This is a genomic window from Pedobacter suwonensis, assembly GCF_044762335.1.
In the GTDB taxonomy this organism is placed as follows: Bacteria; Bacteroidota; Bacteroidia; order Sphingobacteriales; family Sphingobacteriaceae; genus Pedobacter.
In genome coordinates, this window is sequence record NZ_JBIWEB010000014.1 from 75,043 (window position 1) to 99,659 (window position 24,617).

At 39.3% G+C, this 24,617-nt stretch carries 13 protein-coding genes; 1 reads left to right on the forward strand and 12 read right to left on the reverse strand.

The window, feature by feature from the left end; translation table 11 throughout:
* Nucleotides 1-33: 33 nt before the first annotated feature.
* The 4 genes from ACIQXP_RS19075 to gcvH all read right to left on the reverse strand — a co-directional run bounded on the left by ACIQXP_RS19075 (nt 34) and on the right by gcvH (nt 6,866).
* Complete coding sequence (locus ACIQXP_RS19075) at nt 34-2,790, reverse strand: outer membrane beta-barrel protein (RefSeq protein ID WP_387506761.1); 2,757 nt, start codon at nt 2,788-2,790, stop codon at nt 34-36.
* Between the two features lie 219 nt (nt 2,791-3,009).
* Nucleotides 3,010-5,814, reverse strand: coding sequence for an outer membrane beta-barrel family protein (locus ACIQXP_RS19080; RefSeq protein ID WP_387506759.1), 2,805 nt, complete (start codon nt 5,812-5,814; stop codon nt 3,010-3,012).
* A 258-nt stretch (nt 5,815-6,072) separates the two neighbouring features.
* Nucleotides 6,073-6,474, reverse strand: a complete 402-nt coding sequence (locus tag ACIQXP_RS19085) for a VanZ family protein (RefSeq protein ID WP_293743272.1) — start codon at nt 6,472-6,474, stop codon at nt 6,073-6,075.
* Nucleotides 6,475-6,485: 11 nt separating this feature from the next.
* Nucleotides 6,486-6,866: a glycine cleavage system protein GcvH gene (gene gcvH / locus ACIQXP_RS19090; RefSeq protein ID WP_090982942.1), complete on the reverse strand. Its 381-nt coding sequence runs from the start codon at nt 6,864-6,866 to the stop codon at nt 6,486-6,488.
* Between the two features lie 1,786 nt (nt 6,867-8,652).
* Between gcvH and ACIQXP_RS19095 the strand changes: the two genes are divergently transcribed.
* Nucleotides 8,653-8,802: a hypothetical protein gene (locus ACIQXP_RS19095; protein WP_293743273.1), complete on the forward strand. Its 150-nt coding sequence runs from the start codon at nt 8,653-8,655 to the stop codon at nt 8,800-8,802.
* Between the two features lie 332 nt (nt 8,803-9,134).
* On the opposite strand, the gene sov is transcribed toward ACIQXP_RS19095, so the two are convergent.
* The 8 genes from sov to ACIQXP_RS19135 all read right to left on the reverse strand — a co-directional run bounded on the left by sov (nt 9,135) and on the right by ACIQXP_RS19135 (nt 24,462).
* Nucleotides 9,135-16,334: a T9SS outer membrane translocon Sov/SprA gene (sov, locus tag ACIQXP_RS19100; protein WP_387506755.1), complete on the reverse strand. Its 7,200-nt coding sequence runs from the start codon at nt 16,332-16,334 to the stop codon at nt 9,135-9,137.
* 10 nt (nt 16,335-16,344) lie between these two features.
* Entirely contained in the window at nt 16,345-16,929 is a 585-nt protein-coding gene (ruvA, locus tag ACIQXP_RS19105) for a Holliday junction branch migration protein RuvA (RefSeq protein WP_090982937.1), read from the reverse strand.
* Between the two features lie 6 nt (nt 16,930-16,935).
* A complete protein-coding gene (locus ACIQXP_RS19110) occupies nt 16,936-19,257 on the reverse strand; it encodes an NADP-dependent malic enzyme (protein WP_293743275.1) in 2,322 nt (773 codons plus the stop codon).
* Between the two features lie 242 nt (nt 19,258-19,499).
* Nucleotides 19,500-20,903: a lytic transglycosylase domain-containing protein gene (locus tag ACIQXP_RS19115; protein ID WP_293743276.1), complete on the reverse strand. Its 1,404-nt coding sequence runs from the start codon at nt 20,901-20,903 to the stop codon at nt 19,500-19,502.
* Between the two features lie 209 nt (nt 20,904-21,112).
* Entirely contained in the window at nt 21,113-22,531 is a 1,419-nt protein-coding gene (gene gatA / locus ACIQXP_RS19120; RefSeq protein ID WP_387506751.1) for an Asp-tRNA(Asn)/Glu-tRNA(Gln) amidotransferase subunit GatA, read from the reverse strand.
* Nucleotides 22,532-22,549: 18 nt separating this feature from the next.
* A complete protein-coding gene (locus ACIQXP_RS19125; RefSeq protein WP_029986031.1) occupies nt 22,550-22,750 on the reverse strand; it encodes a Sec-independent protein translocase subunit TatA/TatB in 201 nt (66 codons plus the stop codon).
* Nucleotides 22,751-22,760: 10 nt separating this feature from the next.
* On the reverse strand, nt 22,761-23,120 hold the full coding sequence (locus tag ACIQXP_RS19130) for a Sec-independent protein translocase subunit TatA/TatB (protein ID WP_387506748.1): 360 nt from the start codon (nt 23,118-23,120) through the stop codon (nt 22,761-22,763).
* Nucleotides 23,121-23,166: 46 nt separating this feature from the next.
* Nucleotides 23,167-24,462 carry a murein hydrolase activator EnvC family protein gene (locus ACIQXP_RS19135; RefSeq protein ID WP_387506746.1) on the reverse strand — a complete coding sequence of 432 codons (1,296 nt, stop codon included), beginning with the start codon at nt 24,460-24,462 and terminating at the stop codon, nt 23,167-23,169.
* Nucleotides 24,463-24,617: the final 155 nt, after the last annotated feature.

Below are 24,617 nucleotides of genomic sequence, written 5' to 3' on the forward strand. Positions count from 1 at the left end.
ACGATAAATTATACAGCTTTACCGTAAAATGATTTAATCCCGCTGCCTTCCTCCTCCAAAGCCACCTCCAACATTGCCACCACGGCCTCTACCACCATCTCCGCCTGCCCTAATCATGTTTTTTCCTCCCATACGATTTAAGGAATAGGTAAATGAAAACATGAAATAACGCCGCAAGACATTGTAGCTCTCATCACGTATGGTATTATTATTGGCCGTGCGGCTTACACCTTGATTTTCATTTAGCAAATCATTTACTGCCGCTTTAAAAGTACCTCTGTTTTTGAAAAACTGCTTGCTTATGTAAGAATTTACTAAAGTAAAGCGGGTATCAAAACCCTCTCCCCTGCCTGTATTTTGGTTATAGTCTGCATCAACTGACCATCGGATATCACCTGGAAACAGATAGCTTACACTGATATTGGGGCTAAAAGTATAATATCGTGTATTGGAACCGGATTGAACGGAATAGGTAGCCCTGTTTATTGAACCGTTAACACCTGCGGTCAGATCAAGTTTATCCAGGTTGGAAACTAAACGGTAACCATTATTAATCGACCAGCTATTGGTGATGTTCTTTAACGTATTGGTAAAGTTTACATCCCTGCCGTAGTTGCCATTAACGTTGATATGGAAATTAAGTTTATTTTCTGTCATGATGGGTAAACTTAATGAGGAAGACAATGAACCTGAATAAACGCCACTTACGTTTACAGGCAAAACAGCAAATTTACCCTGGTTAGCCCCACTCTCGATCAAACTGCTGCTATTGGCAATTTTGTTCGAGGTTTGGGTAAGGTTTATATTTATAAATAACGACCTGTTTTTACCGGGCGTAAATGTGTTATAGGCAATGCGCAACGTATTGTTGAACTCAGGCTTCAAATCAGGATTTCCCAACGGTATACTTTGCGTATTGGTATTGTTTGGAATAGGCTGCAATTGCTGTATGGAGGGCTGACTGGTGCTGCCCCTGTAATTAAAAACCAATCGCTTGCTGTTGCTGAAATTATACCGAAACATGGCAGAAGGGGTATAATTAAATACGTTCTGTTTTAGTATAAATCCTCTGGTAATGTTATCGTTTTTCCGATCGGTATTCTGAACGGCCATCCCCACATTCCAGTTGTATTTTTTAGCCATTTTATTAAAACTGAAACCAGCCGTATTGGTTAAAATCGTGTTTTCATAAACGTTACTTAAAGAATCATTCAGCAAATCATAATTTAGTGTAGCCGGATTAAAATCGTAGGTAAAGCGCTCAGAGGTATTATGATTATAGCCGTTCTGGTAGTTAAACTCAATGCTTAATGTTTTATTTAATGGTTCTGTATATACCAAACGGGTATTTTGGTTAATAGACTCGCTTTCCTGATCATTAAGCTGGTTAATAATCTTCTCTGTTTTAACATTATCTTTTTCGCGCGTTTCAGGATTGTAATTATAATTGTCGGCGTCGTTATTGTTGATATTGGTATTAAGATTCAGAGACAAAGTCCTGCCGCGGCGCATAAACTTTTTGCGCAATAAAATATTGTTGCTGACAGCTGGCGATGTATTATGGTTAGTTAACCGCTGAGCGCCATCTGTAGTATAGGTACCAAAATCGCGGGTATAAGTACTGCTGTTCACACTTTCATTATTGGTATAGCTTAAATTCGGCTGTATGCGCAAGGAAGTGAGCGAATCTAGTTTCGTATCGACCATAAAATTTAAACGGTGGTTCAAACGGTCTGCAGTATTATTTTGGCTGTTGTTGAAAACTGTAGTTACATTACCCAAAAGATTTTGGGTAACACTGTTCCTTAAAATCAGGTTATCAGATTTATTGACGAAATAACTAAAATTAATTTCAGTTTGATCGGCATACACATCCGAAAAATTGACCCCACCGGCTTTGGTATCGGTAATACCGCTACGTCCGCCGCTGCCACCCAGGCCACCGCCAAAATTTTGCCTGTTCACATTATTAAACTGAGCCACTACACTCAATCGCTTATCCTGATCGAAATGGTTGATATTCGCATTCACATCGTAACGGTCATCAGAACCATAACCACCGGTGCTATTCCCGAAATAGCCATTTTTTTTCTCCTTCTTTGTGGTAATATTAATGATTTTGGTTCTTGAACCATCATCAATTCCGGTAAACTGTGCCTGATCTGAAAGTTCATCAATAATCTGAATTTTATCGATCATATCGGCGGGAAGGTTTTTAGTGGCCAGCAATGGATCATTGCCAAAAAATTCTTTACCATCAACCCTTACCTTGGTAATGGTTTCGCCCTGGGCCTTCACTGTTCCGGCTTTATCGACCTCTAATCCTGGCAATTTCTTTAACAGATCTTCTACTACAGCATTCTCCACCACTTTAAACGAGCTCGCATTAAACTCAAGCGTATCCTTTTTTACTACAATTGGCGGGATTTCGGCTTTAATATCAACCGTTTGAAGATCAATCGCCCCTCCTTCCAAAACAATATCAGCGAGGGTGATATCTCCTTGATCTAAAGTAATGGTAAAATCTTTAGTGGCATTTTTTAAACCCAGATACGCTGCATATAATCTGTATTTACCTGGCTTTAAATTTTTAAAAACAAACTTCCCATCTTCTGTGGTATTTGCAGCACCTACTGTACTTGAGTCTGCCAGATTTTTAAGCGCCAAAGAAGCATAATCAATTGGTTTTTTATCTGTCGATTGGATAATCCTTCCGCTAACAGAACCCGTTTTCTGGGCGTACACATAAAAAGATGATAAAATAAGTAGAAAGGTAAAAATTTGTTTCATTCGGTTACTTCGGCTTATAGCATAAAGACAGCAGGCTGTTATAAAGGTTTATTTTGTTTTGAGTAACAATTGAAATACATAAATGTTAATTGTACATTTAATATGGTCAGATCTCTTAAAATATAAAAGTCCCGAATCAGACCGGAACTTTTATTTGTGTTTAAAAACGAACTAATATCAACAGGATTGCATTTTCGGGCAATGGTTGTTAAGGTTGAGTTACATCCTCATGCGGCCTCCACCACCGCCACCACCACGCTGACCTGGCATCTGCATATCGCTGCTCATGTTTCTACCCCCAATGCGCGTTAATGAGTAGGTGAAGGAGAACATATAATAACGTCTTAACACATTAGAAGTTAAATCAACAATTGAAGTTCCCGTAGCGGTTCTGCTCACACCGGTGTTCTGGTTAAGTGCATCATTTATAGAAAACTTGAATGTTCCCCTATTTTTAAAAAACTGACGGCTGATGTAAGGATTAAGAATGGTGTATTCCTGGTTAAACAAATCACCGCCGCCAAAATTCCTATAGTAATCGATATCAATGGCTAACCGGATATTGGCTGGCAATACATAACTGACATCAAAACTAGGATTGATGGTATAATACTGTGTATTGGATGATGGCCTGGCAGAAAATGTAGAGTTCGTATAACTTCCCGTTATACCTCCTGTTAAATCAAATTTATCTACATTGGTAACCAATTTATAACCATTTGAAATGGTGTAACTATTGGTTACATTCTTTATCAGCGCGTTGCTCACCTGATCTGCAATAAAATTCACATTTCTGTTATAAGAGCCGTTGCCGGAAATATTCAGCGTTAGCTTACGCTCTGCCATCAAGGGCAGAGACCAGGTAGCATTGGCATTACCTGCATAAACGCCGTCAACATTAATATAACCTACCTGCTGAACACCTCCTGACAAAGGTACAACCGTGTTTCCGATGGCGTTAAACGTTTGCGTGAGATTTAAACCGGCAAAGAAAAAACGACCAGTTTCGATATTAAAATTATTAAAGTTAATTCTTAACTGGTTATTAAACGCAGGTTTTAATTCAGGATTACCCAAATAAATGGTTTGAGCGTTTGTATTGTCAGGTATCGGTTGGATCTGATCAATAGTTGGCTGATTGGTTGAGCCACGGTAATTGATGAATAAACGCTTGCGGTTACTAAAATTATACCTGAACTGTGCTGACGGCGTAATATTGATAAAATTCTGGGTCCGCCTTAAACCTGTTGTTAAATTGGTATTTACCCTATTGGTCTGTTGCGCAGCTACGCCAATATTCCAGTTGTATTTTTTCTCGGTTGTAGTTAAACTTAAACCTGCCGCATTAGTTAGCGTACGGTTATTATAGATATTGGAAAATGTATTATCTACAAGGTCAAATTGTAGCGTTAATGGATTGTAATTAAATACATCTCTTTGCGAATCGCTATTTGAATAACCGTTCTGATAATTAACCTCCACACTTAACGTCTTGTTTAACGGTTCAGTATAAACCACTCTTGTGGTATTGTTTATGGAATGACTGCTGGTATTGTTTAACTGATTGGTAATGGTATCTCTTGCTACTGTTCCTTTTGTAATTTTGTCATTTCTATAGTTAAGGTTCGTCCCGTCATTATCGTTAATGCTGGTATTTACATTTAAGGATAACGTGCGGCCTCTCCGTTTAAAGCTCTTGCGGATCAATAGATTGTTACCAATGCTAGGTGTTGCTGTAGTTGTAGTGTTTCGCTGCGAACCGATTGTTGAGCCATCATCAAGTATTCTGGTATAGCTGTTAAAATTGTTACCATCGGTTTCGGTATAGGCGAGGTTGGGCTGTATTTTAACAGATAAAGATGGGTTAATTTTGGTATCGACCATAAAATTGAAACGGTGGTTAATCCTGTCAGAGGTATTATTTATCGCTTCATCAATGTTGTTGGTACCGCCAGCGAGGTTCTGGGTATTGGAATTCTGGATAAGTTCCGATTTCGCCTTATTAAAGAAATAGCTGGCCTGAAACTGGGTTCCATCTTTATAGGTATCGGCAAAGTTTAAACCTGCTGCGTTTGTAGTGGTAATTCCGCCACTTCCGCCGCCATTACTTCCGCCACCAAAACCACCACGTCCACCACCGAAGCCCCCAAAACCATTGCCTACACCTCCGCCCTGTCCAAAATTCTGCTTGTTTACATTGTTAAACTGACCGATAAAACTAATCTGCCTGTCATCGTCAAATTTGTTTACGTTAAGGCTTGCATCATAACGGTCGTTTGAACCATAACCGACTGTACTGTTACCGAAGTAACCGTGTTTCATACCATTTTTTGTAGTGATGTTCAAAATCTTGTTTCTTGTTCCGTCATCAATGCCGGTAAACTGTGCCTGTTCAGATAGTTCGTCAATTACCTGAATCTTATCTACCATGTCGGCAGGAAGGTTTTTGGTTGCCAGTAATGGATCATTGCCAAAAAATTCTTTACCATCAACCTTTACTTTGGTAATGGTTTCGCCCTGGGCTTTTACACTCCCGTCTTTTGCTACCTCCACCCCTGGAACCTTTTTCAGGAGATCTTCTACCACGGCGTTTTCACGTACTTTAATTGATTTGGCATCAAACTCCAGGGTGTCCTTTTTCACCACAATAGGAATGGTAGCGGTAACATTAACGGTTTTCAAATCAACACCATCATCGCTCATCGCTATTTCACCGGCGTTTACTGCTGCTTTGGCAACTTCTATATCCTTGGTCGTTGTTTTTAAACCCAAAAAGGCAGCATAAATCCTATACTTACCCGGGGCTATAGCTTTAAAAGTAAAACTTCCGTCAGGATTGGTTTGACCGGAAGCCACCACGCTCGAATCTTTCAGGTTTTTAACTGCTATGGTAGCAAAGTCAACCGGTTTTTTATCTTTCGCGTTAACCACTTTACCACTTATTGAGCCAGTATTTTGAGCCTGGGCAAGATATCCACAAAATAGGAGCATAATGAATATTGCCCGCTGAACGTTTCTTTTCATTAAAAAGTTAGGTATTATATTATAAAACTAAGCTATCAGACTAAAGAAAAGTCCAAAGGTTTGTTAAGGTGTGTTAAAAGCTTGGTAACATTTTAAATACACCCTAGAGAAGATATTCAGGCCAGAAGAAAAAGTGGTCTGAAGGAAGGTTATTTTTGAGATGAAGGATAACTCTGGTAATATACTTTTGGGCAGTTACAGTCTTTTTTAAAGATACTACAGCCGCTTAAACATACTACTACGATTACATATAGAATACTAACGTTCCTTCTCATTGAAATTTAATTTATGGAGCAATACATAACTAAAAACGGCCATTGATGCGCCTAACATATCACAGCCAAAATCCCACCATTCTGCAGAGCGGTAGGTAAAAACCTTCCATTGCAGCAATTCTATTCCACCACCAATAATGGCATTAATGAGCAAAATTTTAAAGATGGTAAATGTTCTGAAAGCGTAGGTATGCTGATATTTAATTTTACCAAAAAAGAGCAGGACAGATAAGACGAAAAAGAAGCCCATATGGGTCATTTTGTCAAAACCTTCAAAGAAAAAGCCACTTTTCCCAACTGAATCGGAAATGTGCATATTACAAAACACCAAAACAACAAGCGTCCAGAGAAGGGCCCATTTTTGCTGTTTTAGTGCTTTGTACAAAATATCAGAAATTAAGCTCCTACCAGTTCCTGGTAAGCTTCTGCTGTTAATAAACTATCTAATTCAGCTGCATCCGCCAATGATACTTTAACCATCCAGCCTTGTCCATAAGGATCAGAATTAACCAATTCAGGGTTATCATTTAATTCAGCATTAACTTCCAACACCGTTCCGGTAACAGGCATATACAAATCAGATACAGTTTTAACCGCTTCTACAGTACCAAAAACTTCTTCTTTAGCAACCTCACTACCTACAGTGTTAATATCAACATAAACGATATCACCCAATTCACGTTGTGCAAAATCGGTTACGCCGATATAAGCTTCATTACCTTCAACTCTAACCCACTCGTGGTCTTTGGTATACTTTAATTCTGATGGAAAATTCATTATTTTTATATTTTGAAAATAAGTTATCTACGTTGTTGCTCTGTCAGGGTTTGCAAACATAGCTGCAACCATTTTAAAGCTTCCTGATATTTACACTCCAAAAATACAATTTACTTTCACATATCGCAATGCCTAACCCATTAACTTAAATATTAATTTATCAGCACTAAGCTAATATTTGGTAACATTTATCAATTTAACAAACATCTATTTTGTTAGGATGCGGTTTCGACGATGTTATGCGCGGGTATTAAAACCCCAGCTTGTGATTCTTTCCCTACCGCAGCGATGGCAGTGAATAAATAGAAACTATTAAACATCAGGCATATGGCATGATGATGGCTGCTGCCCGCAACCAGTCAACCTTAAATTACGATATTAGATTCAACCTATCAATAATTGATACTGAATAGTTCAAAATCATGTGACCCTCATATCGTACTTTAATCCAAAGTAATTATCCAGACCAGTAATGATATAATAAATAATAGCGTAAATATGGATCCTATTATGTCAAATTTGCTCATAAACATTTGATTTGTAACACTTGTATACGAAATGTTTCACCAAATGGTTTCCTGATCTTTTTATTTTACGAAAAAAAATCTGCACATTCAGTAAATTCTAAACGTTTCCGAAGTGTTCAACCATAGTTTTTTTATCCATCTCAGTATAAAAAGGAATAGATCTTTAAGCTATAGTTATCCTTTTTTTGTATTAAAAATTTTTAGGAACTTTCAAAGCGAACACAATTATGAATAAGGCTAGGGTAAGCATGTTTCATTCACGCTGAAAACATGTAAAAGATAACATTTAGAACTTATGCAAGCAGCAACAGTATAGCTTTAATCTTTCAAGGATGACTATACTGGTTTCAATCGGAAGTTTGCTCGCTTAATTAAAAATTTCAGGAACATAACAAACACATTCAATAATTACAAAATTAGTGACGATGTAGTATCATGATCTGCTTCTTCCTAAATTGATTGCGTTTCTTCTGACACTGAAAATCGACTACCATTAGCATAAATGCCAAAATCAATAAAGTGATCAGTAGCCAGTCCACCGTTGGACGGTCTCTCATAAAAAATAGTTGGTTAGAATGCAAACATAGTAAAAAACTTAGTGTAACGCAATAATGCATATTTATGGTTATGATTAACGAAAAATGCATCTTTAGATAATAAAAATGCATTAATGCTATTTAGCGTGAAGCGGTATATTATTTAAGCAATCCGGTTAAATTACCTGCTATAGAAACCGTTAAAGGCATGACTATTTCTATGGAATTGTTTGTTCTGGCTTGCCTTATCGACTAAAATCATCACTAAGGCACAAACTAATAATAAGATTAACATCCAGTCAATTGTGAATTGCTTTTTCATCATCTGATTATTTAAAGACATGCAAATTTATGAAAAAAATAAATGTAGTTCAGCAAATCCGCATCGCCAGATTAGGGTTGATATTAAGCCTATACAGGAAAAATATGGTCAGTTGCAAGCATTTGGCTGATAACTGGAGGATAAAGTGGCTACAATTCAAACCATAAGAAGATATTTTATCCTACAAATGAGTATTTTTTTTTCAACCCTGCCTGTTTATATATACAGAAAACATCGCATCGTAAAAATATTAATGATTTGATTGCTAGCAAATTAAGAAATACCTGAATATACACAAACATATTAGGAATACCTTTTCTGTTGGAATTCAAATCTTTTAAATGAAAAATTACGTATCTATGTAAATCTAACCATACACAATACCTAACCAAAAACTAATTATGAGTAAGCTAATCATTGTTGCAATTATTTTTTTCACCTTATTTTGGGCAGTTCTGCTGATCGTAAAGCCTATAATCCTGGCTATTTTTATCGTATTAACCAGCATTGTATTTTGGCTGAATACCAGGTATGCAAAAAACATAGAATAAAGCTTTAGCCATAGGAAACCTTTTCAGGAATATGGGTTTCCTATGCCGAAACGGCTTAATTTCCGCTCTTCGCTAAACAAAGCCCCCTATTCATCATCTGTTGCCCTAACAAAGAAGGAGAGAAATTTCAGACTATAATCCTTAAGCTGCCTGATATACAAAACGGGTTAGTTAACCGTGTGTGTAAAAAAATATGTCTTTGCGATCATCCAACTTGTAAAAAAACAACAATGCTTGCAGGAATTTGTGTATAACACCGCAGTTTAAAGGAGATGCAAATGCAGCATCAGGTAATGATATAGAATGTTACTGCTTAATAATATCAAACATCATTAATTCAATGTAAACCTTAAGCTAAAACCAAAATTACTGAAAGAGGTATTAAAGGTTTGCGAAGTATAAGGTTTTGTAATATTCGAATCGTAAAATAACTTGATATTGAATTTCTGATTTAACACATAATCTACACTTGGCCTTAAGGTAATATTCTTGGCTCCCGAAGATACTTCTGCTTCAGTGACATCGGCACGATAGATCACCGTTTTGTTATCACGGATGGCCACATCCAATTTAAAATCCATATTGTTATCCATTTTGAGGCTTTTAAACCATCCAAACGGAAAGCGGAATTTATTGGTGCGATAGCCGAGGCCCAATACCATATTATTTTCAGACAACTGCGCCAATTGACTGTTCGCCAGGCTAAGCCCCAGCAAACGCGACCGGTTTAATTCGAAAGAAGCAGTGAGGTTATTTTTAAATCTGGTATCCACACCAACCAATGGAGAAAAATACTCAGAAATGGTTACCTGAGCAAACTGGTATTCAGGCAAAAAATTATTATTCACATCTCTACTGCTAACGGCGCCGTTCATTTCCTGATAACGCAACAAGGTATTAAATCCATTAATATTATAAGCCGAGCGATAGCCATGACGGATATCGACAGATGAAAACTGATCTGCAATAAACGGAATACGGGTTAAACCACTATACGTCAGGGTCCAGTTTGGAAGTGGTATTTTAGGGAAAGCATTCATTTTTGTTCTGCCGGCATCCTTGCCAGAATAGGCAGCCATAAAAGCAGAGATAATTACATCCTGGCTTTCCTTGCCGTATCCATCTGCGTACCCTCCACTAATGCCAGCCGAATTTGGGTTTTGCGCGCCCAGCCTTCTCGAAATAATTATCCGGTTAGCCATAAACTGATTGAATAATTCAGAGACAATAGTGGAGTTGCTTTCTTTAAATGCCGTACCCAAAGCAATGTATGACACACTATAATCGCCCGTAGTAATTGCACTCAGATTCTCAAATGATGATGCACTGGCCACATACCTAAAATTGGTACTGAAATTTCTGGTTTGTGCTTTATTTGCTTTTAAAGTAATCCGTAAATCTTTAAACGGTTCAACCAAACCTGTAAACTGAAAATCTTCGCGCAAGGTATTAACATATAACTGGTTCTGTAAGGTATCGGTTGTTAACCAGCCATTGCCAAGCGCCATCTCACGGATATCGCGCTGACTACCAAAAACGAACCCCAAACCAGGCGCACCTGTAGCCCTGTCGATACCAAAAAACTGTGTTGTTGGCATATAACCTGGAAGAAAAATACCTTTTGTCTGCACAAAACTGGCATTAACATTTTTTAAGCTGGTTAAGATATTGATAAAAAAGTTCTTCGCTTTGCTCCCATCCTGATCATTCCCGGCATTTCTGATAAAACCAAATTTGTTGTATAGCGCAGTCAGGTTTAACGTTGGGTTCACCTGAACGGTTCTGCTGTTTTGTACCGTGTTACCTAAGTTTATATTCGGATCGCGTAAGGTAGATAGCGGCTCCGTTTGCCAGTTAAAGTTGGTTCCATAACGGGTTTTTACGGTCACCCAGTTTAGTCCCGGTATTTTATCAATCGGTAAATTATAGGTAACGTTTAAGTTGTGGTTATAATCGGTTGTACGTCCTAAGCGCTTTAGGTTCTGCCAAACGGTATCACGTTTAATGCCATCAATTCTGCCATCCGGTTCATCTATAATCGAATAATTTGTGGCATTAAAATCCAGCTGTAATGAACGTGTAAGGTTCCACGCAATACCATAAACACGGCTCATGGTAAAGTTTTTGTTAAAGGTAGTGCCGTATCCGCTCTGGTAAAGCCCAATGGTATTGTTCGGATCGTTATTCCGCAAGGTATTTTCTGAATATAAACGGTCTACATCAATTCTGAAATTAATGGCACTAGGAAAAATACTAAAGTTAAAATCCCTTAACAAAGCCAGCATGTTCGATTTTATAATCTTTTCAAAAGGGGCTATTGTTTTGGCTTCTTTTGAATAACTGTACTGTAACGATGCCCTGTATGTATTCTGAATGCTGTTTTGATTAATAAAATCACGATGATTATATTGGGTATAAGCATAACTTGCTGCAAAATTTTCAATATCCCAGAGTTGGGCAGGTTTACTGGTATTGGTACGTTCCTTCCTAACATTGGTGAAGTTGATCCCCCTTCTAATGGTATAGTCCTGTGCGAAATTTAAAATCGAATCTTTTTGTTCCTTGGTAGATTGTGATAATGCATTTTTGAGCTCAATATCTGGTGTCCTTGGATTGAATTGCGGCGTAGAAACCTGTTTAGAGTAATTCACGAACATCGGTATTTTCACACCCGATTTCTGTGGCAGAAATTTACCCAATTCCATAGCTGAAGAAACATCAAGCAACACATTGTCTGCACGGTTCCGCTCGCTCACTTTCGAATCAATAGATCCAAAACCAATGGTCGATTTACTTCCTGAAATATTTACATCTGCAAAATCGGCCAGTTTCAGGTTCAGTCTTCCTGTGGCTGCCCAACCACCTCTTTCATCAAATTCAGTTAACCTTAATTCATTAAACCAAACCAGTGCATTTTTATCAAGACCATCATCATTCTGCTCATCATTGGCGGCGCGGAGCGGATTTTTAACACCCACCATATACACCCGAACCTTGCTCATATCCGGCTGCCCTTTAACAATGATTGTCCTTGTTCCGTCGGTATAGGTAAAGGGAACATTTGCAGGCCATGGCTGCCCGTTCGCTTGTTTGGCAACGTTACGGGCTAACTTAGCATTCTGAAAAAGCGTTAAGTTAATATCCATTCTATTGGCTTCAGGCCAAATGGCATCGGCATCTCTTGTACCGGGGTTAGTAACCTTTAATGGAATTACATATTCATAATAGTTGTCTTGATTGTCGGTACCGATCCGCAAAAACGCTGCAACATCATTATCATTTAAAACCTGGTTATTAACCGCTTCAGCATGAATAAACATTTCCAGATGTTTATAAGACCTAAAATCACTGTAAGCTGTTTTAAATGCGGCTCTACCGTAACCATCTCTTAACGATTTTACGGTAACCGATAACGATTGCTCATTTAAACGTGTATCGCCCCGGTAATTGCTATAGTCTCGCTCGCGAAGAATACCGGGAGGCGTTACATATGGAATTGGTGAACGTTTGCCGTTCTCTTCAATGTTTACCGTCGAAACTTCAATGGTAGAATTATCAGGAGTAAGTGCTGGTAAAGATGGGTCTACAATCACCTGTGATGCCTGGTTAGCAGCATTAAACTCCCTCCACTCCCCACGAATCAACTGTAACTTCGCAAAACGCATTACGGCCGTGTCCGCAAAATTGGTCATAAACATCCTAAAGAAACGGATAGATTTAAAATCCTGGATACCGCCCACACGATCTTGATACTGGCTGATCGGGATTCTGAATTGATACCATGAAACGGCCTGCGTATTTCCATTGGCCAGTCTCACCTGCGAGGTGACCTTATCAGTAATGAAGTTCTGTCCAACATTTAAATCACCCGGACGCATCGAAACCTTATATTGAAAATACTCATCGCTTTGCGTCATGTTATTATCGCGGTTGATGTCTTCCCCGTCCGGTAATGAAGTGGATGCTGAGTTTTCAAGGCCTAATTCTTCCTGCGACTGCTGTGATGTTTTAGAGTTTCCTTCTGTTCCGTTGTATTTTTCATAACGCTTAAGAATACCTGCATTGATCTGATCTAATGCCGGTCCCCTAAAATAGGTGTAGTTATCTGATGATGGATCGGCATCAATTGCGGCCGAAGCTGTTGCATTCAGTTGCGATTTGATCTGGGTAATTGCCGCAGCAAATTTTACTTTCTCATCAGCATCTGATAATCCATCCAAACCTACATCCTGAGCCCTACGCGAATTTGGATCATTATCGAAAGCCTGCACTACGGGTTGTAGTTTCGGCACACGCCCCCAAACGGTTTCATCATATTTGCTTGGATCGTTTGTAGCAGGCAAACCATTTTCCAAAGATTTTCTACCGTCTTTCAGAATATCTTCTGATATGTTTCCGAGGTTGAAATAAATATCACCTCCGGCCGAATTCGGTTTATAAATAAATGGATCCATTACCCAAAATTCGATAAAGCCAACATTTAAGGCTTCAAAATCATTGGTTTCGATTTTACGCTGAAAACCGCCCCAACTGTTCCTAGGCTGCAACAAACTTCCATCTGGCCTGAAATCAGTAGTACGGAAATTATATGGCCCCCTAACAGTTGGATAAAAGGCTACATCCAAAGTGGTAATATTTAAAGCCTGCCCTGTTGCGGTTTCCTTAAATGGAAAAACCTCCTGTTCAATTACCTCTCTTACATAGTGATTGGAAAGTTCGGTCCGGTTGCCCCTGATATTGGCAGGTGTAGTAGAAGCGGCTGAATTGTAAAAAGTTGGATCGATATTGTAAAACGCGATCCTCGCCCGGTTATAACCGTATGATAAATCGTTGGATTTATTAAATTCCGGAAAAAGCTGTGGTGTACCGGATAGTTGCCAGGAAATAGCACTCTTTAAATCGATTACCGATCTTGAAGCTTCGAAATCATCTAGATAACTTACCCCGTTTTTACTGCCTGCAAAATTCAGCGCTCTCGGATGACCGGGAATCAGTTGCGCAAATTCACCATAAAATGTTACACTTGATGGTGCTTTGGTTGAAATGAACGGAAGTTTATCGACCAGTTTTGTTAAAAATCTTGACGGTGAACTATAATTAATATCTGCTCCCCAAATGGTATTGGAAATAGGCTCTTCTCCAATGTTTACCTTCTGGGTTAAAGGTTTTTCGGTCAGGTTCATTATTGTACCGCCGAGATTTAATTTATTATTTACACGATAATCTAAACGGGTTCCGAAAAGTGACCGTTGCTGCAAACCAAAGGTTTCGCTGTTTTCTGTGGTAATCCTGATCGGTTGACCGGATACCAGAAGTGCCTGATTGATGATGCTTACCCGGCCACCCTGATAATCGACTGTAAAATCTACGCCCTCTGTTAGTGGCATCGTTCCTGCAAAAACCTTTACCGAGCCTTCCGGAACGTTGATGGCATTTAAGCTGAATTCAGAAGAAATGTCAGACTGGTAATTTACCCTGATGGTATACCTGTTCTGGTTTTGAAATAGTTGCCTTGCAATGGTTTGTGTTGAATCGTATAGTGCCGTAAATGTATATTTATTAATCAGCGCCTGTTCACTCGGCAAAAACTTTGCAGCCAGATCTTTACCAAAGGGTTCAATTACCGGAAAAATAATTCTTCCATTTGCCGGATCAATGGTAATATAACCTGAATTGGTATTGGTAACTAATGAGGTCTGTCCGTTGCTGCCTACACCGAACATACTGGCCTGATTGGCATTACTTGCTGTAGAATAAGATCCAAAAGCATTGTTTGCTGCCACAAAATCGAAAACTCCATCAGGTTTCCGTTCGTTCTGCTGATTCAGACGATCAAATTCAGTTAGGTTAATCCACTGCTTGTTAGCCGTATTCTGACCTTCGGTCATGACCGGATTATCCACTCCTGTTTCATTATCAATACGATAAATATCAAGTTTAAAATTTTGACTGCTGATCTGGTACCCGCCAATGGAGTAAATATTTTTCATCATCAGATCCCAGGTTGGCAGCTGTATCTTGGTCGTTTCGTTCTTTAACAATTTGGCATAAAGCATTTTTGGATTAGCCGCATCAAAAGGAACATCGGTAGAAAACTCACCTACCTGATATTCTACACCATTATAGGTATAGCGGTAGGCAACAGCTAAAACCTCATCGGCATTTAGCGGGTTGTTTAATGATAAATACCCCAACTGTGGCTGAAAGGTAAATTCGCGCTCTGTTAACTTTCTGGCATAAACCAGTTTGGCAAAGTTATCGGTATTGCTACTGTTAGCTGGCGTTGTTTGGAAGAAAGAAAGGACTGCATTAGAATTTGTTTGCCTGATTGCTCCGCCCTGATAAGTGTTTAACTGCGAGATCAGGTTGTTTGATTGTTGTGCGAAACCAGTAGCGGTAGTTCCTGCCGGTAAGCCTGAGGTTCCACCTGTAATTAACACATTGTTAAAAGGAACATTTTCACCCAGGTCCATTAAGCCCAATACATCCCTGGAGTCGGTTGTACTCCCTGCCTTATTGGTAATCCAAACTTCAATTTTAGTGATCTGGATAGGTGAAGTGATAATGGGTGCGTTGGCCAGGTTCCTGTTATAGTTATTTCTGAAATATTGCGATAGGAAATAGTGTTTATTGGCTTCGTAGCTATCAATGCTTAATGTCGTGGTATTTTGCTGTGCGCCATTGGTAATTTTAATCTCTCTCGATTGCGATTTTTGTTGAGTATAAACACTGGTTACGTTTAAACGCCCAAATTTAAGTTGCGTTTTTATACCAAAAAGCGCCTGTGTTCCGGTAATCAATGAGGTATTTAAAGGCAAACTTACGTTACCTGCTTCTATTTTCTGAATAATATCATCTACGCCTCCTGTATAATCCAGTTTGATTTGATTTTCAAAATCAAACTGTGCTTCGGTATTGTAATTACTTTTAATTTTAAGCTTGGTACCGATATTTCCAACAAGGTCCATCTGGATCCTCTGGTTAAAATCGAAATTGGTCTGTACCCTTTGCCTTTCGTTAAAAAGTGGGTTTTCGTTTTTATTTATCCTGCCCAAAAAAGTAAGTTCGGCCTCGCCACGGGGCTGAATATCAATTGTTGTACCTCCGAATAGTTTTTCAAAAGCTTTACTGTTTACCTGGATTTTCGGAATAATGCCAGTAGTTCTGTAATCGCTTACTTCAGCATTGGAAATACTACGCCAGTTTCCCCTTTTGATTTCACTGTTTACCAGGCGCTGGTACTCATCAATGGTTAAATACTGGGTATTAATGACAAATTTTTCTCCTATCAGTTCCTTAACCACATAACGTTTATTCTTCGCGTCGTATTCTACAACTCGTTTTAAATTACTCGGAGATGGATAAAATGGATGAACTGCCGAACCAATCCCTAATTGTTCTTTTTCACGCAGGCTGAAGTTATTTTTAGGCTTAACAGTATCCGTTTTGCCTGCAACAACTTGAGAGTAAGTAGTTTGAGAAGCAATTAAAAAGAGAGAAATGAGAAAAAGAAATGTAGATATTCTCTTCAAAGGCGTTAATCTATAAAGTTTTCAAAGCTTGTTTAATTAGTTGCTCTACCGAAAGGCTTCCTTCTGTCACTTTTAATATTTGGTCTATAGTTTTTTCGGCAGTTTGTTTGGCGAATCCGAGCATTACCAATGCTGATAACGCTTCATCTTTAACAGTATTGTGTTGAGGCATAGAAATTAATGAATCTGCCCCTTCTTTTTTTAATTTATCCTGTAGTTCTAAAACCAGGCGTTGTGCGGTTTTTGCACCCAAGCCTTTTATCCGCTGTATCAGTGGCAAGTCTGCTTTAACAATTGCAGTTTGAATCTCTATTGGTGTGATGGAGGACAAAATCATCCTCCCGGTGTTTGGACCGATGCCCGATACCGAAATTAAATGTAAAAATAAACGGCGTTCGCCCTCATCAGCGAAGCCGTATAATGTATGTGCATCTTCTTTTACATGCAGCCAGGTATATAATTTGCACCTTTCTGCATCGCCCAAAGCGCTGTATGTGTTTAATGAGATATTTATATGATAGCCTATACCTCCGGCTTCAACCACAACATAAGCCGGGTTCTTGAATGTCAATCTACCATCAATATAGGCGTACATGTAATATTACTTTTTAGTTGTTTTCCCAAATATACCTTTTCGTTTCGATGTTGCAATTTCTTCTTTTCCCTGCACATCTACAACAGCTATGGTAACCATATTAACAATTTCGCGTACAGAACTACCTAATTGAACAATATGAACAGGTTTATTCAGTCCTAACAGGATTGGACCCACTGCTTCGGCACCACCAAGCTCTTGTAACAATTTGTATGCAATGTTTCCGGATTCCAGATTTGGGAATACTAAAGTATTGGCCGGGGCATCTGCCAAAGTGCTAAATGGAAAATTATCCTGCAGCAATTCATTGTTGATGGCAAAATTCCCCTGCATTTCTCCATCCACTACAATTTCGGGATAGTTTTTATGAAGAAGCCTTACGGTTTCCCTAACTTTATTTGGAGTTATCCCATCGTTAGAACCAAAATTTGAATACGATAATAAAGCAATGCGCGGTTTAATGTTAAACTGTTTAACCGATTTATCGATCAGCAAAGTGATATCTACCAATTCCTCCGCCGTTGGATCTACGTTTACAGTCGTATCGCCAAAAAAAACAGGACCTTTTTTGGTCATCATCATGTACATACCGGCAACGCGTTTAACACCTGGTTCCACACCGATTACCTGAAGGGCCGGTTTAATGGTAGCGCCGTAATTTTTAGTTAAACCCGAAATCATTGCATCAGCCTCTCCAAATTCAACCATCGAAGCACCATAGTAATTACGGTCTCTCAATAGCTTTGTAGCGTCGCGCATAGAAGAAACCCCCTTGCGCTGGCGTTTTTTGAAAAGTGCTTCTGCATATTGTTTGGTTTTTTCAGGATTCTGCATCTGATCGATGATCTCTACGCCCCCGAGTTCCAAAGCATGCTCATCAATTATCGCCTGTATTTTTTCGCGGTTACCCAACAGGATCGGAATGGCAATATTTTCATCTTTGACGATCTGGGCAGCTTTTAAAATTTTATAATTATCAGCCTCTGCAAACACCACCCGTTTAGGATCCATTTTCGCTTTGGTTATAACTGCCCTCATAATGGCATCATCCAAACCTAAACGTTTCCTGAGTTCTTCATTATAGGCATCCCAATCGGTAATAATTTTTCTGGCTACGCCGCTTTCAATTGCAGCTTTTGCCACAGCCGTTGACACTTCGGTAATTAACCTAAAATCAACAGGCTTTGGAATAATATAATCGCGTCCGAATTTTAAGTTTCGTGCATTGTAGGCCAGGTTAACAGCTTCAGGAACTGATTTTTTAGCCAATTCGGCAATTGCCTTAACCGCAGCAATTTTCATGGCTTCATTAATGCTGGTTGCGCGAACATCGAGCGCTCCTCGGAAAATATAAGGGAAACCTAAAACGTTATTTACCTGGTTCGGATAGTCAGAACGGCCTGTAGCCATGATCAGATCTTTACGGGTTTTGATGGCCAGGTCATAGGCAATCTCAGGATTTGGATTCGCCATTGCGAAAACGATCGGGTTTTTGGCCATCCCCATCAACATGTCCGGAGATATAACGTTTGCTGCCGAAAGTCCGATAAAAACATCTGCCCCTTTCATGGCTTCTCCGATATTGGCAATATCCTTCCTTGTGGTAGCGAAGCCCATTCGGATATCATCCAGGTCGGTACGGTGGATATCAATCAATCCATTGATATCGAACATCACCAGGTTCTCTTTTTTAACGCCTAAGCTCAGGTACATTTTAGAGCAGGAAACTGCGGCAGCACCTGCGCCACTTACCACAACCTTAATTTTATCTATTTTCTTTTTCTGGATTTCGCAGGCATTCAATAATGCTGCACCAGAAATAATGGCCGTTCCATGCTGATCATCATGCATTACAGGGATATTCATCTCCTGCTTTAAACGTCGCTCAATCTCGAAACATTCAGGCGCCTTGATATCTTCCAGATTGATCCCTCCAAAGGTTGGCTCCAAAGCTTTAACGATTTTTACAAAATCATCTACATTTTCAGTATCCAGCTCCAGGTCAAAAACATCGATGTCGGAGAATATTTTAAATAAAAGACCTTTGCCTTCCATTACCGGCTTACCCGCTTCGGGACCGATATTGCCCAGCCCTAAAACAGCTGTTCCGTTACTGATTACTGCAACTAAATTACCTTTAGCGGTATATTTGTAAACATCCTCTGTATTGTTTGCTATCTTTAAACAAGGTTCTGCAACTCCTGGAGAGTATGCCAGGGTTAAATCCCTTTGTGATGTTGTTGGCTTAGTAGGTACTACTTGTATCTTTCCCGGACGGCCTTGCGAGTGGTAATCCAACGCATCTTGCTTTCTATTCGTATTACTCATTAAGTAACTTATTAGTGACGGCGCAAAGGTACAATTCTTTTTATGAGGCTTAAAATAAAAAGCCGTTCAAAAAAAGTAAATGGGCAGGTAAGAGACTGAAGTTTAGTTTCTGAATTAAATGAGAAAAGCAAGCGGCCTAACTTCCTTTACCGATGGACTCCGTTATGGCAGTAATATTGCGCCAAAGAAATTTCATCGCTATTTCTTTAGATATAAATATCAGATACCAGATAGGCTGTGAATTATCCTTTGCTGATTTTCAGGATCATCCCAGCTTGTAAACCAGCTTTTGACAAATTATTATCTCTTCTGATACTTTGTACGGTTGCCCCGTCAAATCGCTCTGCAATTTCCGATAAGGTATCGCCCATTTTCACTTTATAACTGAAAAACGATGATGGCGCTTTTAATGGTTTATGGTTTTTGGCATAGATCTTCAACCTTTGGCCAGGCACGAGCGTTTTGCTTTTTAAACCGTTCCAAACCCTTAAATCTTGTACTTCTACACCAAATTTATCAGCAATTGTGGTTAAACTTTGTCCTGAGGCAACTTTATGATAAACTACAGCTGATGTAGTCACGCTTTTATTCTTTTGCTTTCTCAAATCCCGGACATCATCGGTACCGGCAGCCACCACTTTCATGTCAACCTCTACTTCCTGGTTGTTAAGCACATCATAAATACCTGCATAATCGATATCCCTCAACTTTGGCATTACAATACGCTTTGGTTCATCATCGGTGCCATTAACAATCTTCTTCTTATACGATGGATTTAAAGCCATCATAGCAGATTCTTCAATATTAAGCACCCTGGCCAGGGTAGACAGGGATACAAACCGCGTAGTTTGTACGGTATCCGTTTTGAGGAACATATTCGAGGCCTGTGCCGTAATCTGGTGTTTGTGAGAATAGTTCATTACATAAACCGCAGCAATAAAGGCTGGCACATAATTTCTGGTTTCTTTGGGCAAAAACTGTCTGATTACCCAAAAATCCCTTGATCCTGCTTTATCGATGGCCCGGTTCACATTTCCCTTTCCGCAATTATAGGCGGCAATGGCCAGCAGCCAATCGCCAAGTTCTTCAAAAGCATCTCTAAAATAAGCTGCCGCAGCATAACTGGCCTGTATAGGATCTTTCCGTTCATCAACAAAATTATCCATCTTTAAGCCGTAAGCCTTGCCTGTGCCGAACATAAACTGCCAGATACCTGTAGCGCCCACTCTGGAAATCGCATGCGGATTCATCTGCGATTCTACTATGGTAAGGTATTTTATTTCCTGCGGAATATTGTAATCCTTTAATGCTTTATCAAAAATGGGGAAGTAATAACTTGATAAGCCCATCATTTTACCAAACATGTCTTTACGTTTGGCATAAATATCAATATATTGCTGAACGTATTCGTTATAGGGAAGAGGTACTGTTTTAGCAATAGAATCGAGCCGGAGCTTATAAATAAAGTTCTGCCCCATAGTCAATGGGTTTTCGGAAACAGCCGGTACCGCTACGGTATCAGTATTGATAAAGATATTGTTACGAATCTTTGGCAGGCTATCCAGCTTGAGCGTTTGCTGCGCAGAAGAGGAAGAAATAAATCCTAAACAAGCACAAATTGAAGCAAAAAGTAATTTTTTAATCATGGGCTATTGGTTCAAATTTTCATTAACCATGGCTTGCATTCCTACAAAACCTTTATGCAGATTCTTTCTTCTTTCCAATAAAAAAGATTGAGAGAAAACTGCGCACTTTCCAGACTATACCCGGAAAGCAGTTAATAAAATGTCATTGCCATACTTGATTATAATGCTGTTTGCATTAAAAATTGTGCGTAATTTCAATGACAATAAAACTATGATAAAAATGCCTGAGAAAAAGCCAGAAGCTTATCTTCCTCAAAATGTTTGGCTGTAAATTGTATACTTAACGGTAAACCTGCCTCATTATTGCCTATTGGCAAAGCAATCGCCGGATTTCCGCTTAAAGATGGAAGCACTGTAAAAATATCGGCCATGTACATCACCAGTGCATCCTGTAGGTGATCACCTATTTTAAAAGCTGCTGTTGGAGCCACAGGAGAAAGAATCAGGTCATAATCCTGAAATAAAACATCCATTTTTTCTCTGATCAGCCGACGTACCTGCTGTGCTTTTTGATAATAAGCATCGTAATACCCTGCACTTAAAACAAAAGTACCTAAAAGGATACGACGTTTAACTTCTTTGCCAAAGCCTTCGGCCCGGGATAATTTATAAAGTTCATTTAGGGATTTTGCTTCCATGTTACGGTGTCCGTAATGAACGCCGTCGTAACGCGAAAGATTTGATGAAGCTTCGGCAGTTGTTAAAATATAATATGCCGGCACCAGATAATCCAGCAGATCAAAAGAAACATACGATACCGTATGTCCATCAGCTTTGAGCTGCTCAATTGATTTTAAAATAGCAGATTTGATTTCAGGATCAAGGGCTTCGCTCTCCATAGTTTCCTTTAATACTGCTATTTTGTATCTATGATGTTTTTTCAACTGAACGGGATAATCAGGTACAGACATAGGGGAAACCGTAGAATCATATTCATCCGCACCTGCTAAAACCTGTAAAAGCAATGCTGCATCTTCTACTGAAGAGGTAATGGGGCCAACCTGATCAAAGGAAGAAGCGTAAGCAATCACCCCATATCTCGAAATACGGCCATATGTAGGTTTAAGACCAATCTGTCCGCAAAATGCCGCTGGCTGCCTTACAGATCCACCCGTATCGGTACCCAGTGCAGCTAAACACATATCAGCCTGAACGGCTACCGCCGAGCCACCTGAAGATCCACCCGGAACAAGCTCGGGGTTTGCTGCATTTTTAGCCGGTCCAAAGTAGGATGTTTCATTAGAACCGCCCATCGCAAATTCATCGCAGTTTAAACGGCCTATAATAACGGCATCTTCCTGTAATAAACGTTGCACAACGGTAGAAGAATATGGAGATACAAAGCCTTCAAGCATTTTTGATGATGCCGTAACGATATGGCCTTCATAACAGATATTATCTTTAATACCAATTACCATCCCTGCAAGTTTACCTGCAGTCCCATTTTCTATCTTTTGCTGTACCGCTTTCGCCTGAACTTCGGCCGATAAAAAAAACACCTCATTAAATGCATTGAGGTGTTCATTATTTTTAATTTGCTTAAAATAATAAGCCAATAAATCGGGTAAAGTTAATTGCTTTTGCGAAATGAGTGTCTGAATCTCTTTCAGAGAGCTGTATTTCTTCAAAACTAAAATTTATTGCAATTAAACAGTTTTATCACGGTTAGACGGATCTACCTGATCTCCATCAACACCATCTTTACCATCTTTAAATTCTTTAACACCTTTACCTAAACCCCTCATCAGTTCAGGAATTTTTTTACCACCAAATAATAACAATACCACTACCGCAATAATGATAATTTCTGGCGTTCCAAGCATTGCTGCTATTGTTGTATTTAACATAACTTATTGTTTAAACTTTTTCTTTGTCTGTTGTAATTTTCTCCTCAGCTGGTTTAGTGGCTTCAGTATCCGCTGCGCCAGGGCTTACCGTATCATCAACAGGTGATGCTTCTGTAGGATGATGGCGCTGAGTATGATTTTGTACTGTTTCTTCTGCTTCCTCTTTATCCAGGTCCATGGCATTGATATTTCTATGGATTTCACGCTTCACACCGTCAGAGGCGTCTTTAAACTCCCTGATCCCCTTCCCCAGTCCTCTTGCCAGTTCAGGTAACTTTTTACCCCCGAACAACAACAGAACTACTACCAAAATGAGCACGATCTCCGATCCACCCATGTTTAAAAACTCTAATAACGTGCCTTGATACATCACTAATATAATTTATACAAATATAGACATTTTAAAAACTATTCTTTTATTTACTGATCCAGGCTTCCGGATTCAATTTCGTTTGCCCACGCATAATTTCAAAATGGAGTTCTGCAACATCTCCGGTATTGGCCAAAATCCCAATAGTCTGGTGGGTACTTACCTTATCGCCTTTACTTACGCTTGCCGATTTAAGGTTCTGGTAAATGGTAAAATAATTACCATGCATCAATATCACCACATATTTACCATAAATAAGGCTTACCCCCAAAACTTCCCCATCAAATACCGCTTTTACTGCAGCGCCTTCTGCTGCAGTGATATTTACCCCTTCGTTATTCATACTTGCCTGGTCTACCTTGTGTATACCGAAATGTTCGGTAATCGTACCAGATACCGGGTAAGGCAAACGGCCTCTGTTATTTTCAAACCCTGCAGCAAGTTTTGCCGATCCGGCATTATTGGTTAGCAGTTCATTGGTATTCTTTTCTTTAACTGCCGGCGGCGCTGCAGGAACAGGCTTGTTTTCCGCCTTTGCCTTAGCCGCTGCTGCCTTAGCTTCTGCCGCAGCTTTAGCTGCTGCTATGCGCGCTTCTTCGGCTGCTTTTCTTCTTGCTTCTTCAATGGCGCGTTGAATGGCTAAACGGATCGCTTTATCAATCTGCGCCTGTTGTTTGATACGGGTGTTAATATCTTGTTTAAACTGTCGTTCCTGCTTACTTAATTTATTAAGAACTACAGATTGCTCATTTTTATCTTTTCCCAAACGCTCACGTTCCTTCTCCTGCTCTTTCAGTAGATCGCTTTTTTCTCTGAGCGTTTTGTCAAGTACTTTAATCTTTCCGTTCAGGTCTTGTTGCGTACTCTCAATATAACCAGCCTGTTTTTTACGGTATTGACTGAATTGCTGCAAGTATTTGATCCGTTTATAAGCCTGGTTAAAATCCTTTGATGCAAAAATGAACATCATCTTATCATAGGAATTTCTATTTCGCTGCGCAAATCGGATCATGCCCGCATACTCCTTTTTAAGATCGCCTAGCTGACCCTGCAACGTATGTACGGTATTTGTGTTCTGAGAGATTTGGTTATCCAGATTTTTTATTTCGGAGTTAATGGTACCAATTTTATCCTGGCGCAACCTAATCTGGGCATTTATGGCATTAATCTGCTGTATGGTAAGCTTTTTACCACTCGCAGTTTTATTTAAATTCTTTTGGAGCTGTTCTATTTCACGTTGTATAGCTTCTTTTTTCCTTCTGAGCTGGTTTTCAGTTTGTGCAAACGCTGAAAGTGTTAACACGCTTAAAAAAAGGATAAATAGGAATTTTTGTAGCTTCATTAAGCCAAAAGTATAAAATTTTTACAGTAAAAAACATTAAAATTGAGATACTAACGTCATAATCAATTATTACAGAACCCTCTTCACATATTCTTCATCCAATATAAAGATTGCCAAATTGCCTGATGCAAGCAGCAGGTTTTTTGGCAAACTAT